Below are 16,298 nucleotides of genomic sequence, written 5' to 3'. Positions count from 1 at the left end.
TCAGAAACAGATAGAGCAAGTGGTGGTCAATGCTGAGGGCGTGCGCTGCCGCCCAGGCAGCTCAGAAAACGCCTAGCGAAATTCCAGCGGCTATCTCAACGTGCGCTGCCGCCCAGGCAGCTCAGAAATACAACAGATATTCTAGATACAGGTACATCAGGTGCGCTGCCGCCCAGGCAGCTCAGAAAAACGATGGAGGGCACCACTCAGCAGACGCGCGGTGCGCTGCCGCCCAGAAAAGGGTTATCAGCATAGCTGGGCACGTTAGCGAGTGCGCTGCCGCCCAGGCAGCTCAGAAATACAGGTTCAAGCTTGCGCGTTTCAATTATGCGTGCGCTGCCGCCCAGGCAGCTCAGAAAATGTCCGTGAACGCCAGCAACGCTGTCGCACCGTGCGCTGCCGCCCAGGCAGCTCAGAAATGCCCGTGTTGCTCCGTCCTCAAGAGTTCTTAGTGCGCTGCCGCCCAGGCAGCTCAGAAACGACGAACGCCGCCAGTGTTTGGGTTAGCACTGTGCGCTGCCGCCCAGGCAGCTCAGAAAGTTGTCGTGTGTGCGCTGCTTTGAGCTTGCAAGTGCGCTGCCGCCCAGGCAGCTCAGAAAAACAACTGAGTAATCATTTTGTCAATTTCGATGTGCGCTGCCGCCCAGGCAGCTCAGAAAAGGTGCGGGGCAGTGATGCCGTTGGCGTGGCTGTGCGCTGCCGCCCAGGCAGCTCAGAAAGCCAGCGCTCACGGATTCGATGCGTTTGGGCGGTGCGCTGCCGCCCAGGCAGCTCAGAAAAGTGAGCCGCGCATTCAGTTCGGGCCATCCATGTGCGCTGCCGCCCAGGCAGCTCAGAAAATCCGGGAGAAGGCTAATCATTGGGTCAAATAGTGCGCTGCCGCTCAGGCAGCTTTGCTGGTTTTAATGTGTGTGCCCGAGGCACCGCTTTTCGGTGCTTTCGCACCGGGCCGCTGCGTCTGAGGCTTACGCCATGCTACTCGAAATGTGGATTACCTTTGATGAGTGGAAAAGGTGGAGTTGTAGTTCAGGTCGCTCAGAAAGGCGTGGGAGTTCGAGTCTCCCCATCCGCACTGTGCTTTTGGAACGGTTGCGTTTTCGCACTGGGCCGCCTTCGCGGGCGCGCTGCCGCTTACCACCCGCTACTCGAAATGTGCTTAATCTTTGTTTGTGGCAAACCGGACGTCGCTGCTGAAGAACTCAGGCTCTGACACTAAAAAGCCATCACGTTGGATGGCCTCTGTTACTGAAATCAGGAACGCGCTAACGCGTTACTCTTCTTTCGGCGGGGTTTCCATGGCGCGTTTGTCGTCGGGAACTCTGACGATGTGGCCGATATCGAGTTTGCTGTGGCTTTGGTGGCGGCCGCCTTTGGCGTCGATGATCGCGACGACTTCACCAATGCTTACTGCGTCATCTTCGCGGTATGCTTCTACCTTGATGCGTACCATGGCACCTTGGTAGCGGGCAGAAATAATGTCGCCTGGGTCGGGGGCGTTATGGTCAGGGTCGTTTTTAAAGTACTCCGCTACGCTGGCGCTACCTGGGTTATCCCATTCTATATGCTGATGCATCGTCGTCTTCCTTGTTACGTTGGATGTCGCTTTAGTGTAGTGCGTTCAGCTGCTTACTTCATCAGGGCTTTCTTCGACAGGCATTGCTTGTTCCGCCGTCTCTTCAGCTGCCGCTACATTATTGGGCTGACCCACGTACTGAAATAAGAAGTTGAGTGCGGCGGGTAGGCTGGCGCGCCAAACCTGCCATGTATGGCCGCCGGGGTAAAGGTCGAGCCTTACCTCGTTGGGTTGAATGCGCTCCATGGCTTGGCGGAGTAAGCGGGCGTGAAATTCTGCGTCGTATACGTCGCTGCGCCCGGCGCTGATATACAGTGGCACGGGGGGAAGGTCACCTTCTTCATCGGTGCCGCGGGGGGTGACGCGCAGGCGATATTCTTCTAAATGGGCGGTGTAGTTGAGGGTTTCCCAAAGCTCGCGGTCAAATTGCCCTTGGTCATTAATAAAGGCTGGGTGGCGCCAGGCGGAGGAGTTGCGCGGTGGTAGAGGGGCGTAGCTTGCGGGGCTAAGCGCCGCCACAGCAGCAAATAAATCGGGCCGTTCTAGGGCGAAGTTAAGCGCGCCGTAGCCACCGGCGGAAAGCCCCGCTACGCCACGTAGATGGCGCTCTTGCCCAACGCGATAGGTCGCTTCCACGTGGGGCATTAGGTCATTAAAAAACGCGCTACGGGCGGGTTCGTTGTGGCCATCTACCCACCAGCTACGGCTACCGGGCATAATGAAAACTGCCGGAGGTATATGCCCCGCGCGAATTAACCTGTCGGCTACCTGTTGAAGATTGCCGCGGGAAACCCAGTCGCGGTCGGTGCCAAAGGAGCCGTGTAGCATGTAAATGACGGGATAGGGCGTGGTTGCCTGGGTGTCATAATTATCAGGTAAATAAACGCTATAGGGGTAGTCGTAACCGAGGGTGGGTGAGGAAAAGTGATGGTGCTCAACGTCGCTTGCCAAGCTGTGCCCGCTGAGTGTTAGCCACCCAATCAAAGTGGTGAGTAGGGTGCGACATCGGTAGGAGAGGAAAGGTGGTTTTGGGATGAACACGTTTTCTCCGGAATTAAAATAGTTTAATAAAGTCGGACAGCGCGACGGCAATGGTTGTTCATCGTAGTTATGCCAAGTTGTTATGCAGACTCGTTACGCAGCATAGTTACACAGAGTAGTTATGCAGAATAGCAGGTTAGGCGTATGTAGCGGCGGGAGGCCCAATGCGAAAAGTTGAAGAGATCTATTGGTTGCGCGCTTACGGCTGTATAGCCGTTTTTTTGTTTCATTTATTAGATCACGTCAATCAACGCCTCGATAATGTCGCCACTGATTTAATGCGCCTGCCGTTAGTGCTGGGTACGCCAATCTTTTTGTTTATATCGGTCTTTGTGTTTGCTGTTCGCTACGATAAATCCGTGCCGGAGGGGTTTCTTACTCAGCGCGTAAAGTATGTGATGGTGCCGTACTTTGTGTATGGCTTTATTTATTCCACCGCTGAATGGTTAAGCCAAAAGACGTCGGATGAGCCGGTGGGGTTCGTGGCTAATGCTATCGAGTATTACGTTTATGCGGGCTGGCATGGCTATTTTTTGATTATTGCGATGCAGTTTTACGTGGCTTATTGGCTGTTTACCCGCTGGCAGCTGTGGCGATTAAATCCGGTGCCATGGTTGTGGGGTGCCTGCGTCATCAGCATGGCGTATTGGGGGCTGGCTTATTGGTTTGATGTTGATTTGCCCGGCTACCTGCTGTGGATCGCCCCGCTGGGGTGGATCTATGTGTTTTTCCTGGCGCTGGTACTAGTGCGCTACTACCCGCTAGCCCCAGAGGGGGTACTCGCTGAGCGGCCCACCTGGATGCAGCAATTGGCGCACCCGGCGTGGTTGGTGCTGTTGGTGGCGCTACTTATAGCGGCGACGTTTGCGGGTTGGCTGGCGTTTTCATCCAAAGAGGTGTGGGTGATCCCGTTCTTCGTGCTGTTTACGCTTTGCGCCATGCGTTATTTGGCTGGGCGCACGGCGCCGTTGTGGGTGCGCCACATCAATGCGTATTCGTTTGGGATTTACTTGGCTCACCCCATGCTCTTTGTGCTTGCCGATCTGGTGGTTGTGCCTTTGTCGTTGCCGATTGGGGTGTATGCGCTGGTACTCATCGTCGTTGGCCTCGTCGGGTCGGTGGCCCTTAATAAATTGGCGAATACCACCACGCTAGGAGCGATGCTGTTCGGCAAGCGCTTGAAGGTACGTTAATGGGAACATTAGTGCATAAGTCGAAAGGCGCGGTTTACCGCTGCGATGTGTAAGCGAGATTTCGAGCGTTGGGCAGCATGGCGGATGAGTGTTCATCTGCTTGGCTAAGCAAGCGGCCGCTGTACGTTTTTAGGCGAGTGGGGCAGTCATGCAAGCGCTGTAAAAAATCGTCAATCGCGCCGCTGTCATCCAGCTCGGGATCAAAACCACCTAGGCGCTCAAGCCAGGCCCGTCTGACGGCTATGTAGGGCGGTAATAGTAGCGTGCTTGCCAATAAGCGGCGCAGGATGCGTTTTGACAATGACGGCTGAGCAAGGCCAACAATTAAGGCATCAAGGCTGTAGGTGTTCAATTGCGGGTAGAGTGAGCCCCAGAGGCTGGCAGGCAGTGGCTGTTTCTGCAGCGCAATAATTAACCACTCAGCTTGGCTGGCAAAGGCTGCTTTATTGAGGCGTGCACCTAGTGACAGCGTGGGGGTGATCAAGCAATGAGTGTGGTAACGCTGCTCAATCGAGCTAAGACGCGCATGGGCTTGCGTGCTCGTTACCAAAATGGGCAGCCAGTGGTCGGCTATGCCAGAATCACATATGGATTTTAAGTGGCGTGGCAGCATGTTACCCGTCACCATGGCATCAACGATAAAGCAAACCGATCCCATTTGCCGCCTCCGATTGTGAGCAAGTATAAAAAATTGTAATTTATTGTAGTAGCTGGCTTATTTGGGTAGCAAGTAAAAAACGTGCGAGCCAGAAAAGAGGGCTCACTATTATTAATGCACTTAATTGGCGCATGCAGCATTATTTTTGCTCTGCATTGGTGCGCAATGGCTTTTTTAAACAGCTGCCGGACCTGTATTTAGCCGCTTTGCGTCATCAAGAGGCATCCTTATCCACTTTTTAACAGTTATAAAACAATTGGTTGCTATTTTTCTATGCCATATTGGTGCAGAGTTGGCATGCTCTCTGCATTATATTTTCAAGCGGCTAGCGGGCCGTAGGCATAAGCCCTACGACGTGCTAAAACGATAGCCGGTTTGAAATGCTCGCTGAGCGATTTGTTCACTAATGGCAGGCAAGCGCTGAGCGAACAAGAATGACAAACGTGCGGTTTAGCGCGTATTTTGTCGAACAACACATTTATCGGTAGCTTACAGTCGTTAGCTTTTAAGCCACGCTCATACCGGAGGACTCTATGTCAGCCAAGACTCTCGCGCTAATTGAAGAACATGATGTTAAGTGGGTAGATCTGCGTTTTACCGACACTCGCGGCAAAGAGCAGCACGTTACCGTGCCTGCTCGCGATGTGAACGAAGAATTCTTTGAGAATGGCCAAATGTTCGATGGCTCTTCTATCGAAGGCTGGAAGGGCATCAACGAATCCGACATGATTCTGCGCCCGGAAGATGGCACTGGCTATCTCGACCCCTTCACCGAAGATGCGACGCTGGTTCTGCGCTGCGACATCATCGAGCCGGCCACTATGCAGGGCTACGATCGTGACCCGCGCTCCATCGCCAAGCGCGCTGAAGCTTATCTAGAGTCTACTGGCCTGGGCGACACCGCGTTTTTCGGTCCTGAGCCTGAATTCTTTATCTTTGACGAAGTGCATTGGAAGTCTGACATTCAGGGCTCCATGTACAAAATCACCTCCGATGAGGGCGCTTGGGCAACCGATAGCCAAGTAGAAGGCGGCAACCTGGGCCACCGCCCGCGCGTTAAAGGCGGCTACTTCCCGGTTCCCCCGGTTGACAGCTTCCACGATATTCGTGGCGCAATGTGTAATACCCTGGAAGCGATTGGTCAGACGGTCGAGGTTCACCACCACGAGGTTTCCAACGCGGGTCAGAACGAAATCGGCGTTAAATTCAACACGCTGGTGAAGAAAGCTGACGAAGTTCAGGAAATGAAGTACGTGATCCACAACGTGGCGCACGCGTATGGCAAAACGGCGACCTTTATGCCGAAGCCGCTGGTAGGCGACAACGGTTCTGGTATGCATGTTCACCAGTCGTTCTGGAAAGGTGGTGAGAACCAGTTCGCCGGTGACGAGTACGCTGGCTTGTCTGAAATGGCGCTGTTCTACATTGGCGGTATCATCAAGCACGCTCGTGCCCTGAACGCCTTTACTAACGCGTCTACCAACTCATACAAGCGTCTGGTACCTGGCTTTGAAGCGCCGGTAATGCTGGCCTACAGTGCCCGCAACCGTTCTGCTTCTATCCGTATTCCTTACACCGCAAGCCCGAAAGGCAAGCGTGTTGAAGCTCGCTTCCCTGATCCGACTGCCAACCCGTACCTGGCATTCTCTGCCATGTTGATGGCGGGTATCGACGGTATCAAGAACAAGATCCATCCTGGCGATGCCATGGATAAAAACCTGTACGACCTGCCGCCAGAAGAAGGCAAGTTAGTACCGACCGTAGCGCACAGCCTGGATCAAGCACTGGAAGCCCTCGACGCTGACCGTGCGTTTCTGACCGAAGGTGGCGTGTTCACCGACGAAATGATCGATGCCTACATCGAACTCAAAATGGAAGAAGTGGAGCGTATTCGCATGACGACTCACCCCATCGAGTTTGATATGTACTACAGCTGCTAATCAGCGCTTTTAGCACCTAGCTGCTACCATCACCCTGGCGGTGGTAACAGTTGATAAAGACGCAGTTGATAAAAATAGTATCAAAACCCCGCTTCGGCGGGGTTTTTTCGTTATTGAGGATGTGACAAGTGTGAGGAGCCGTATGGGCAAGCTAACCACGTGCGCGATCAGCTTCTTGATAGCTGCTGCACTGGGCACCGGTTCAGATGCCGTTTTCGGGCAGACGGTTTTCAGGGTCATTGATGAGCACGGCAACGTTACGTTTACCGATAACCCTGGCCGCGGCGGGGAGGCGTTGGAATTGGCACCGTTGCCAAGCCTGCCGCCTGGGTTAAGCGCAGCTACGGCCAGTGTAGCCACGCCCGCTACTGGGCGCCCACGTGGCAAGCCAGGGCAGCCTTTTATGCCGTATGACCACTTTTCGATTGCGCTGCCCCAGCAAGGCGCACGGCTGCCGGAGCGAAGCACCGCGGTGGAAGTGGCCATTGCGCCTCCGCTGCGCGATGACCACCAAGTGCGGCTGATAGTGAATGGAGAGATTAGCCAGACCGCGCTGCACAGTGATGTTTTCTGGTTAACAGGGCTCCCTGCGGGGCAGCATGAGCTTCAAGCAGAGCTATTGGATAGTAGTCAGCGTTTACAGCACCGTACGCCCGCGGTGACCATTACGGTGCCTTAGGCCGTGTGGTTAAAATCTCGAATGCACTAAATTGGTGCGGTTATGGAGGCATTTGGCGCGGTGATTGCGCTAAAAAGATCCATCTTCTTTTATTGCTATGCCCGCAAGCCGTGCAACTAGGCATAAATGCATAATTGGCGCGCTTTTTGCAGTTCCCTCATTGATTATCCACCTGTAGGTCTGCAACGGCGATGGAAGACGTAATTTCTCAGGACACCACCATGCATCAGCGTTTGCTTGAACATCTCACCACGGCGGTACTGCTGCTGGACGGCGAGCTGCGTGTGCGCTGGATGAACCCTGCCGCTGAAGCCTTACTAGCGGTTAGCTTAAGCCGCGTTTACGGCATCAGCCTAGATACGCTTCTGGGCGGTGTTGACAGCATCGATGAGGTATTGGCTAAAGCGCGGGATGCGTTTCATCCTTACACCCAGCGAGAAGCGCGTATTACGCCGCTGAACAGTGAGCCGCTGACGGTCGACTACACCGTGACGCCGCTATCGGACGACGAGCTACTGTTAGAAGTGGAGCCGCGGGATCGGTTAATGCAGATCTCTCGTGAAGAAGCGCTAACCACTCGCCAAGAAACCATCAAGATATTGGCCCGTGGGCTTGCTCACGAAGTGAAAAACCCGCTCGGCGGGATTCGCGGCGCTGCACAGTTGTTAGAACGGGATTTAGATGATCCGGCACTGCGCGAATATACCCATATCATTGTGGAAGAGGTGGATCGGCTGCGCGACTTGGTCGACTCCATGCTGGGCCCTAACCGTGTGCTTAAGCATGAACCGGTCAATATTCACCGGGTGCTAGAGCGCGTACGTGCGCTGTTAATTGCTGAGCATCCCAGCGTTGTTATTAGCCGCGATTATGACCCCAGTTTGCCCGACCTTTCCGGCGATGAATCGCAGATGATTCAAGCGGTACTCAACGTTGCACGCAACGCCGTGCAAGCCATGAACGATGCTCAAACCCCTGAACCTACCTTAATACTGCGCACCCGCGCCCGGCGTCAGTTTACCCTCGGGGCGGAACGCCACCGTTTAGTCAGTGAAGTCTCGGTGATTGATAACGGCCCAGGCATTCCCGATACGCTGCAGGAAACGCTGTTCTACCCGATGGTATCAGGACGCGCAGAAGGTAGTGGCCTTGGGTTATCGATCGCCCAGTCGATTTTGCACCAACATCAAGGATTGATTGAATGCGACTCACGACCCGGACATACCGAATTTCGTTTACTGATTCCATTGGTAATAATTTTACCGGAGAAGCGTCATGACTGAGACTACACGTACCGATGTTGCGCGGGTGGTGATTGTCGATGACGACCGCGCTATCCGCTGGGTGCTGGAACGCGCCCTGGCGCAGCCCGATCTCGATGTTGAGTGTATTGAGCGTGCAGATACAGCCCTTGCGCGTTTACTGGAAAGCCCCCCTGACGTGCTGGTCACCGACATTCGTATGCCAGGTATCGACGGCCTGGACTTAATGGCGAGAGTACGCGAGGCGCATCCCGATCTACCGGTGATCGTGATGACCGCACACTCCGACCTAGACAGCGCCGTCGCCTCTTATCAGGGTGGGGCATTTGAATACTTGCCCAAGCCGTTCGACGTTGATGAAGCCCTGGCGCTGGTGCGCCGCGCGGTGGCCCACGCCCGGGAACGCCAACGACCGGTCGCCGTGCCGGAAGGCTTAAACGCTGAGATTATTGGTGAAGCGCCCGCGATGCAGGAGGTGTTTCGCGCCATTGGCCGTCTTTCTCACTCGCATATCACGGTGTTAATCAACGGGGAGTCGGGGACGGGTAAAGAGCGCGTTGCTCAGGCGCTGCATCAGCATAGCCCGCGTGCCGGTAAGCCCTTTATCGCGTTGAACATGGCGGCGATTCCTCGCGATTTGATCGAGTCGGAGCTGTTTGGCCATGAGAAGGGCGCTTTTACCGGGGCGGCACAGCAGCGCCAAGGGCGGTTTGAGCAGGCCAACGGCGGCACACTGTTTTTAGACGAAATAGGCGATATGCCATCGGAAACCCAAACGCGCCTGCTACGCGTGCTGGCGGATGGTGAGTTCTATCGCGTCGGGGGGCATACGCCGGTTAAAGTGGACGTGCGTATCATCGCCGCTACGCACCAAAACCTAGAAGTGTTGGTGGATGACGGCCGCTTCCGGGAGGATTTGTTCCACCGCCTAAACGTGATCCGTATTCACCTGCCGAAACTGGCTGAAAGGCGCGAAGATATACCACGTTTAACCCGGCACTTTCTGGCCGAAGCGGCGAAAGAGCTGACTACCGATATCAAGGTGCTGACCAGTGAAGCGGAAGCCCACCTAACACGCTTGCCGTGGCCCGGTAACGTGCGGCAGTTGGAAAATATCTGCCGGTGGCTGACGGTGATGGCGTCGGGGCGTGAAATCCTTGTTGAAGATTTGCCGCAGGAACTGCGCTCGCCAAGCGCTTCCGAAAGTAGCGCTCATGGTGATTGGCGTACGGCGTTTCGCGACTGGGCGGATCATGCCTTGGCCGAAGGCCATACCCATCTTTTGGAAGAGGCGGTGCCCGATTTTGAGCGGATTCTGATTGAAACCGCTTTAAAGCATACCGGTGGACGCAAAGGTGAAGCCGCTGAACTGCTTGGCTGGGGGCGTAATACACTGACCCGCAAATTAAAAACGCTGCTGCCAGCACTGGCTGACGAGTAAAGGCTAAGCAGTCGTTACTGCTCAAGGCGTTTAATCTCAGCCAATATCGCCTCAGCTTCTTCGGTAAGGGTGGCATTGGCGCGCATATCGCCGTTACGAGACGCTTCCATCGCGGCTTGCAGTTTACGCTCATAATTTTGCTGGAGTTTCTTTTTGGGGTCGCGCTTAAACATGCCAAACATAAGCAATTTCCTCACTATCTGGTTTTGGTGTACACCATTTGTATAGGTTTTGGTTGCTTGTGTCGAATGTTTGTTTTGGTCAGCGGTTATGCGTCGTTCTGAGAGTCCGCGCTGCATTGACATAGAAAGCGCTCAAAATCGACCAAAATGGTGTCGAGGCTGGCGTGTAAGCGGTGATCATCGTCCACCATTCTCAGCGACAGCCGCTGCAGGCGAGCACGTTCAATCACCGGTTCAGGGGCAACGATATCATCGCGCCAGCCGTGAACAATGTGCGTGTGGCGTGCCTGGATGGTGGGCGACGTTTCAGGGTAGGCGGCTATGCCTAACGCGGGGGCTAACAAAAAACAGCCTAATACGGGCTGCTGAGCGCTGACGGCCGCGCTTAGCCACCCGCCCAGGCTTGAACCTGCCAGTACACAGTGGGCAGGGTCATCACCGCGCTCGGCTATCACCTGTAAAAGATGCTGAAGACGTTGCTGGGGCTCTGCCATGCCTCGATAGTCCATTACCACGGGCTCACAATCATCTAGTTTTTCAGCAACGCCTTTTAGTGCCTGGATTTTAAGTGCCCCTGGGCCGCTCTCTAGGCCGTGGGATAAGTAAACAGTCATCATCACGTTTAGCTCGCTGAGCGTTGGATAGCTTCTCCACCCTGTTCGATATCCTCACCAGCACCCCGAATGGTATTGCAACCACTTACCAACAGAAGTGTGGTCATGACGAGTATGGCAAGCGCAATAGTACGTTTCATAGCGGTTTCCTCAAAGGCATGGGCGTGCGTCAAACATTGATAGAGCTGTCTGGACACTTTTTAAAGCAAAGCCTTTTTATAGCAAAGTGGGAAGGTTCGTTAGCAAAAATAATCGCTGTTGCGCCGTTTCGCCATCATTTTAATGTGTTTCAGCTAGATAGATGTGTCTTGATAACGTGTGCTTATGTCGCATGTGCCAGTTCTACACATCAAAAGTGCAGGGAAATTAGCCTATTTGGAGATGTTTGTTGTTTTTAAGTTATTGTTTTTAATTATTAATGTTGATTATTGGCATGGCTTGGCGCAGTCCCTGCAGCTACTGAGTAGTTGCGTAGAAGTTCAGTTGTTTAGCTCTAGCCGTTTAGATAATTGTTATTAGTAACTAAGTGAGTGGGTTGAGAGAAAAAAGGAAGGCAGGACGCCGAAAGACAAACAGGAAGTTAAAGGACAATCCGCCCACTCACTGGTTGCAGCGCAAGGAGGCGCTGTTCATCAGACCAAGGAGTGGAATCGGTGCAAAACGACCATCTCGTAAAAACGGGGTGGTCTTTTTGCGTGCGTATAATATTATAAGTAGTTGATTTTTAAATATTTTAAAAATTTAGCGTTCTGCATCGCTTTTGTACACACAGCTCTCGTACAGATAAAACCTGTGTTTTAGTCTATCCTTTCGATAAAACCAAATGTCGCGGTTAGAAAACGTCAACGTAACGACCGCACACGAACAGGGACAAGATTATGGCGATGGCATTGATGTTATGCATGTTTGTTTTGTTCTTAGGGTTTTCGGGGGTGGGTGTGTATATGATGTTTAAGACATCTTTCATGGCCACTATGGACGAGCGCGATGACATGCCCCCCGACATTTAACCAACTGCTCTAACCATAACAATTATTTAAAAATAACTAAAATGCCCGCGTCAGCGGGCATTTTGCGTTAGTGCTTCCAACGGCCTTTGCTTCGCTCAGGCACCATACGCTCGAAATAGAGCAAGCCAAATGCAAGCCAGCCCACGGTTAATAAGCGGTAAAAATAAGTCGGATGAAAACGGCCATTACCCCATCCAATAAAGGCTGACCAAGGCAAAGGCATAGCCCAATGCAGCGCCTGCCAGTACATCACTCACATAGTGCAGCCCCAGCCCGACGCGGGAGATCGCAATCAGCAGGGATAGCGGTAGGATCACCGGTAGTAGCCAGGGGGTGTGAGCGGCTACTAATACGCTAAACATCACCGCATGCATGGTGTGGCCGCTGGGAAAACTATAACGATCACGTGCCGGTTCACAGCACAGAATGCCCTCGCTATAGGTAATAAAGGGCCGCTCACGACAGAGTCGTGTTTTTACCAGGCGATATACGGCTATGGCAAACAGCGCAATAACGCTGTACTGCATCAACCGCCACGAGCCGTTTGGTTGAAGCCAGGGCTGGGCCAGAATCAGCAGCACCCATACCGGCCAATCACCTAAGCGGCTGGCGGCTTGCAGAGTAATGCGCCAGGGGCGATACAGCGAGAGCCGCGATACGCGCTGGCATAATTGCCACTCTAATAAGTCAAGACGGTCGAATACGACAAGCGGACGCGGGCGCATGGTGAGCCTCCTGGGCTTGGTGTAAATAACGCAGAAACTGCTCTGCAATCCCTGTCCAGCTCTGCTCAAGTGCACGTAAACGCGCTACTCGACCTAGGCGCGCGTAGTCAGCGGGGTGCTGGCACAGCTCGACCGCTGCCTGCTGAAAGGCAGCGCTATTGCCAGCGGGAACGGTAATACCGTTATAGCCACTATTAATGAGTTCGGCGCTGGCAGCATGTTCATAAGCCACCACGGCTAAGCCGCTGGCCATTGCTTCTGCGACCACATTCCCCCAGGTTTCTGAAAGTGAGGGGAAAATAAACAGATCGGCACTGGCATAGTGGCGAGCCAGCGATTCCTGCCCCACGAAGCCGGTGAAATGCGCGTCCGGCAGTGCTTTTTCCAGCTGTGCCCGCGCAGGGCCGTCGCCTACGATGACCTGAGCGATATCGGGACGCACTTCGCGCATGGCTTGAAGGCTTTCATGGAGCAGGGTGAGGTTTTTTTCGGCGGCTAACCGACCAACATAAAGTGCGACCGGCTGATGTTCGCCTACGCCCCAGCGCTGGCGCAATTGTGTATCACGATGGGCAGGCGAGAAGCGCTCTCCGTCTAGCCCACGTGAAAGTACATGGATATCCCGGATCCCTTGCTGTTGAAGCGTATTAGCTTGCTGATGGGTAGGCACTAACGTTAGGTCGCAGCCATTATGAAAGTAGCGAAGGTAGCGCCGTGTGGTCGATGCCAGCCAAGTAACACCATAATCTTCGCAGTAGTGATCAAAGTTCGTGTGCCAACCCGCCACTAGAGGGATATTGAGCCGCCGTGCCGCTTGACGAGCAGCCCAGCCGAGCGGGCCTTGGGTTGCTAAGTAGATAACATCAGGGCGATGTTGGTCCCAAAAGCGTCGTAATGTGGCGGGTGTGACTAATCCCACCTGAACATCGGAATAGCCGGGTAAAGCAAGGCGCTGCACTTGCAGTTCGCTGTTCACCCCCGTTGCATGACTAGGGGTTCTTGGGCGAGGACGAATAACATCAACCGGCACTCCTTGCCGACGAAGTTCGTAGCTTAACCGGCTCAGCGTATGGGCAACGCCATTAATATCCGGTGACCATGTTTCACTGACGATGCAGAGCCGCATAAGCGATCCATCCCTTTATCACGTTTTTATGCAGTGTGGGCAGAGTGAATGACACTGCCGAGTCAAATGGATGAACAAGCGATGACAACGTGGGTAATGGGCGAAAGGGAGTCGTGTCTTAATAGCATTTGTTATGAATAGAAAGGGATTTGGGCAAGGGTGCGCGTAGCTATTGGCAGGGGATAAAAGCTGAACTAGCCTCATATAGAGCAGGCTTGCTCGCCGAAAAGGCTGCCAATCAGGAAGAGCCTAGCAAGGAGTTTACAATGGATGTAGCACGCGGCACGCACGAATACGGTGATATTCATTTAGATATCCTCACCTTAGATACCCAAGGCATTACCGTTAGAGAAGATGCTTTAGCCATTGAAGAAGCGCTGGAAATCCGCTTGTCGGGTACCGAGCCGGTGATCACGATGCGTACACCCGGCCACGATAGGGAACTGGCAGCCGGGCTGATGCTAAGCGAGGGGGTCGCGCATACGAAGGATGACTTTGAAGTTATCGACCATCTAGTGGGGCAGCCCAATGTGTTACAAGTAGTACTTAAGCGCTTTAACAGTATGCAGGCCGAGCGACTGGAGCGCTCGTCGCTCTCCAACAGTGCCTGCGGCGTGTGCGGTAAGAAAAAGCTGAATCTTGATGCCATGCAGGGATTGGCACCTTTGGCTTTTTCCACCCGGTTAAGTCAACAGCTGCTGCTGTCGTTGCCAGGCGAGCTGTACAAGCAACAAAGGCTTTTCGAGCAAACCGGCGGGCTACATGCGGCCGCCTTGTTTGATACTAGCGGGCAATTACTGGTCTTAAGAGAAGATGTAGGGCGCCATAATGCGGTCGATAAGTTAACCGGGTGGGCGTTATTGAACGACCAGCTACCGCTCGCCGAGCGTATTGTGCTGCTCAGCGGCCGCGCTAGTTTCGAGCTCATTCAGAAATGCATAATGGCGCGTGTGTCGGTGGTATGCGCTATTTCCGCCCCGAGTAGTTATGCCGTGCGGCTGGCGAGGGAGTTTGGCATCACCTTGGTGGGATTCCTGCGTGAGGGACGTTTCAATATTTACTCAGGTGCTGAGCGTATTCTTGGTTCGTCGTATGCATTGTCCTATAACGCAGAGGACAAGCGCCCAGCTTAGGCGAATACGTCCCTCCCCAATAAGCTGGGCGGCAGTTTTATTTCATTTTCGTGGCATCGGCTGGTTCCTGGCACCGCTAGGGAGTTATGGGCCTTCGGTTGGTTTGCCGGTAAAGTCAGTAACGGGCTTGTCGACAGGCGTATCGAGCCGCTCAGAAAAAGCTCGAATCCCGGCTAATAAAGGCTGTATGGCGTGCCAAAGTTCATCATCATGCAGCATTTTATAAACGCCACTGACACCTGGTGCTTCTCCTTTACTCGCTTCTTCTTTATTCATGGCTTCGGCGGAGTCTGCCTCGCTCTTGGTGCTACTGCTGTTGTCGCTACTACTGCCGCGACTACGATAGCTACCAATTTGATCCACGCCGTCTCTAACCGCCATCATCACTTGATAGAAACGATCCGGTGGTAAAGTGGAGAGAGCCATTAGGATGATCGAGAGATTTTGGATCGTATTGAGTGACCCTTCGTTACTGAGTCCGTTGACTAACAGACGGGTAACGTCGGAATTGGCGGCCACGATATCGTTGGCAAAACGTAGTACACCATGCTCGTGTAGCGTTTGAAGTAGCGCCTCCAGCGCTTCATGAGCATCCGGCCCGATCTTGGGTGGCGTCACGTCGTGAGAAATTCGTTCGGCCATTACGTTTTCCTCGGCTTATGTTGCTGGGCGGGCGGAAGCCGGTAATCGTCTTGCATCCACTTAACCTCAACGGCAACGCCTTGATTAGGTGTGCGCTGCCCGAAACGAAAGTTAGTGCTGGGCAGCGGCGGTTCCGTGCGCTTGTCTAGCACTTCCAGCTTGACGGCGGTTTCTTTGTAGGCGGGCGTTTGTACATCGGGGTCGTTGTGTTCACCGGTTAGCGCATTCACACCCGGCTTGCCGAAATGAATGGGGAGAAACAAAGTCTTACCAGCGACGCGGTCAGTAATCACTACTGGAAACTCAATGCTGTCGCGTCGAGACGTAATCCTTACCCAGGTACCTTCCTCGATACCACGTTCGGCAGCAAGCTCATGGCTGACTTCGACAAAACCATGAGGCGCTTGATCCCAAATACCCTGCGAGCGGCCTGTCTGATTAGCGCCTTGAAACTGCTCAAGTAACCGGCCGTTATCGAGTGATAAATCATATTCTGCATCAGTGGCTTCTGCGGGCTCCTGCCACTTCAGGGGAAAGAGGTTCGCCTTACCGTTCGCGGTGGGAAACCCATCGGTATACAGCAAGGGTGAGTCGACGCCATCAGCATTTACGGGCCAGGATAGCGATTTCCAGCCCTCTAAACGCTCATAGCTAACCCCTGCGAACATGGGCGAAATGGACGCACACTCCTGCATGATCTGAGAAGGGTGGGTGTAGCCCCAATCATGCCCCATACGTGCAGCTAAATCGGTGAGAATACGCCAATCAGGGCGGCTATTGCCCAGCGGCGGCATCACTTCATAAAAGCGCTGAATACGCCGTTCTGTATTAACGAACGTACCCTCTTTTTCAACGCTGGGGCAGGCGGGCAGAACAACATCGGCGAATTCAGCCGTACGACTTAAGAAGATGTCTTGTACTACCATAAAATCGAGTTTTTCAAAGGCCGAGTGGACGTTATCCTGAATCCGTGAGACCGGCCCCCAGGAATGCTTCTAACCTACTGAACTGCATGGCAATATAGCGAATATCGCCATTCACCCAGACAGTGCCATGCCCAACGTCAAGTTCCGCGCCAG

Annotated in this window: 16 protein-coding genes and 2 CRISPR repeat arrays (1 of these 18 running past the window's edge); of the genes, 6 read left to right on the top strand and 10 right to left on the bottom strand. The window is 53.8% G+C overall.

Going from position 1 to position 16,298, the window contains the following annotated elements; genetic code table 11:
- Positions 1–188: a CRISPR direct-repeat array (repeat unit 28 nt; unit sequence GTGCGCTGCCGCCCAGGCAGCTCAGAAA) (it extends 7,945 nt beyond the left edge of the window).
- Between the two features lie 82 nt (positions 189–270).
- A CRISPR array of direct repeats spans positions 271–839; the repeat unit is 28 nt; unit sequence GTGCGCTGCCGCCCAGGCAGCTCAGAAA.
- 431 nt (positions 840–1,270) lie between these two features.
- On the bottom strand, positions 1,271–1,573 hold the full coding sequence (locus HZS80_RS10740) for a hypothetical protein (protein ID WP_179916078.1): 303 nt from the start codon (positions 1,571–1,573) through the stop codon (positions 1,271–1,273).
- Between the two features lie 45 nt (positions 1,574–1,618).
- The gene (locus HZS80_RS10735; RefSeq protein WP_179916077.1) at positions 1,619–2,614 is read right to left on the bottom strand and encodes an alpha/beta hydrolase; all 996 of its coding nucleotides are present in this window, start codon (positions 2,612–2,614) and stop codon (positions 1,619–1,621) included.
- 164 nt (positions 2,615–2,778) lie between these two features.
- Between HZS80_RS10735 and HZS80_RS10730 the strand changes: the two genes are divergently transcribed.
- Entirely contained in the window at positions 2,779–3,807 is a 1,029-nt protein-coding gene (locus HZS80_RS10730) for an acyltransferase family protein (protein ID WP_179916076.1), read from the top strand.
- A gap of 34 nt (positions 3,808–3,841) precedes the next feature.
- Here HZS80_RS10730 and HZS80_RS10725 read toward each other — a convergent pair whose 3' ends face one another.
- Positions 3,842–4,465 carry a hypothetical protein gene (locus HZS80_RS10725; RefSeq protein WP_179916075.1) on the bottom strand — a complete coding sequence of 208 codons (624 nt, stop codon included), beginning with the start codon at positions 4,463–4,465 and terminating at the stop codon, positions 3,842–3,844.
- 533 nt (positions 4,466–4,998) lie between these two features.
- Between HZS80_RS10725 and glnA the strand changes: the two genes are divergently transcribed.
- The 4 genes from glnA (at position 4,999) to ntrC (ending at position 9,787) form a co-directional block, all read left to right on the top strand.
- Entirely contained in the window at positions 4,999–6,405 is a 1,407-nt protein-coding gene (gene glnA / locus HZS80_RS10720) for a glutamate--ammonia ligase (protein WP_179916074.1), read from the top strand.
- Between the two features lie 142 nt (positions 6,406–6,547).
- Positions 6,548–7,084, top strand: a complete 537-nt coding sequence (locus HZS80_RS10715) for a DUF4124 domain-containing protein (RefSeq protein ID WP_179916073.1) — start codon at positions 6,548–6,550, stop codon at positions 7,082–7,084.
- Positions 7,085–7,305: 221 nt separating this feature from the next.
- Positions 7,306–8,367, top strand: a complete 1,062-nt coding sequence (gene glnL / locus HZS80_RS10710; RefSeq protein WP_179916072.1) for a nitrogen regulation protein NR(II) — start codon at positions 7,306–7,308, stop codon at positions 8,365–8,367.
- Positions 8,360–9,787: a nitrogen regulation protein NR(I) gene (gene ntrC / locus HZS80_RS10705; RefSeq protein WP_179916071.1), complete on the top strand. Its 1,428-nt coding sequence runs from the start codon at positions 8,360–8,362 to the stop codon at positions 9,785–9,787. Before glnL ends, ntrC begins: the two co-directional genes overlap by 8 nt.
- A 14-nt stretch (positions 9,788–9,801) precedes the next feature.
- On the opposite strand, the gene HZS80_RS10700 is transcribed toward ntrC, so the two are convergent.
- The 5 genes from HZS80_RS10700 to HZS80_RS10680 all read right to left on the bottom strand — a co-directional run bounded on the left by HZS80_RS10700 (position 9,802) and on the right by HZS80_RS10680 (position 13,444).
- Entirely contained in the window at positions 9,802–9,969 is a 168-nt protein-coding gene (locus HZS80_RS10700; protein WP_144408617.1) for a DUF6435 family protein, read from the bottom strand.
- Positions 9,970–10,055: 86 nt separating this feature from the next.
- Positions 10,056–10,586 carry a YqiA/YcfP family alpha/beta fold hydrolase gene (locus tag HZS80_RS10695; RefSeq protein ID WP_035564130.1) on the bottom strand — a complete coding sequence of 177 codons (531 nt, stop codon included), beginning with the start codon at positions 10,584–10,586 and terminating at the stop codon, positions 10,056–10,058.
- 5 nt (positions 10,587–10,591) lie between these two features.
- On the bottom strand, positions 10,592–10,723 hold the full coding sequence (locus HZS80_RS10690; protein WP_008956940.1) for an entericidin A/B family lipoprotein: 132 nt from the start codon (positions 10,721–10,723) through the stop codon (positions 10,592–10,594).
- A gap of 1,055 nt (positions 10,724–11,778) precedes the next feature.
- On the bottom strand, positions 11,779–12,318 hold the full coding sequence (locus HZS80_RS10685) for a phosphatase PAP2 family protein (RefSeq protein ID WP_035564134.1): 540 nt from the start codon (positions 12,316–12,318) through the stop codon (positions 11,779–11,781).
- Positions 12,281–13,444, bottom strand: a complete 1,164-nt coding sequence (locus HZS80_RS10680; protein ID WP_176303369.1) for a glycosyltransferase family 4 protein — start codon at positions 13,442–13,444, stop codon at positions 12,281–12,283. The genes HZS80_RS10685 and HZS80_RS10680 overlap by 38 nt, the downstream gene beginning before the upstream one ends.
- 266 nt (positions 13,445–13,710) lie before the next feature.
- Between HZS80_RS10680 and fdhD the strand changes: the two genes are divergently transcribed.
- Positions 13,711–14,577 carry a formate dehydrogenase accessory sulfurtransferase FdhD gene (fdhD, locus tag HZS80_RS10675; protein WP_179916070.1) on the top strand — a complete coding sequence of 289 codons (867 nt, stop codon included), beginning with the start codon at positions 13,711–13,713 and terminating at the stop codon, positions 14,575–14,577.
- A gap of 84 nt (positions 14,578–14,661) precedes the next feature.
- Here fdhD and HZS80_RS10670 read toward each other — a convergent pair whose 3' ends face one another.
- The gene (locus HZS80_RS10670; protein WP_179916069.1) at positions 14,662–15,219 is read right to left on the bottom strand and encodes a helical membrane plugin domain-containing protein; all 558 of its coding nucleotides are present in this window, start codon (positions 15,217–15,219) and stop codon (positions 14,662–14,664) included.
- Positions 15,219–16,187, bottom strand: coding sequence for a molybdopterin oxidoreductase family protein (locus HZS80_RS10665; RefSeq protein WP_340162617.1), 969 nt, complete (start codon positions 16,185–16,187; stop codon positions 15,219–15,221). The genes HZS80_RS10670 and HZS80_RS10665 overlap by 1 nt, the downstream gene beginning before the upstream one ends.
- Positions 16,188–16,298: the final 111 nt, after the last annotated feature.

The sequence above is a fragment of the Vreelandella glaciei genome, assembly GCF_013415125.1.
Taxonomy (GTDB): Bacteria; Pseudomonadota; Gammaproteobacteria; order Pseudomonadales; family Halomonadaceae; genus Vreelandella; species Vreelandella glaciei.
This window is presented reverse-complemented; position numbering and strand designations above follow the sequence as displayed.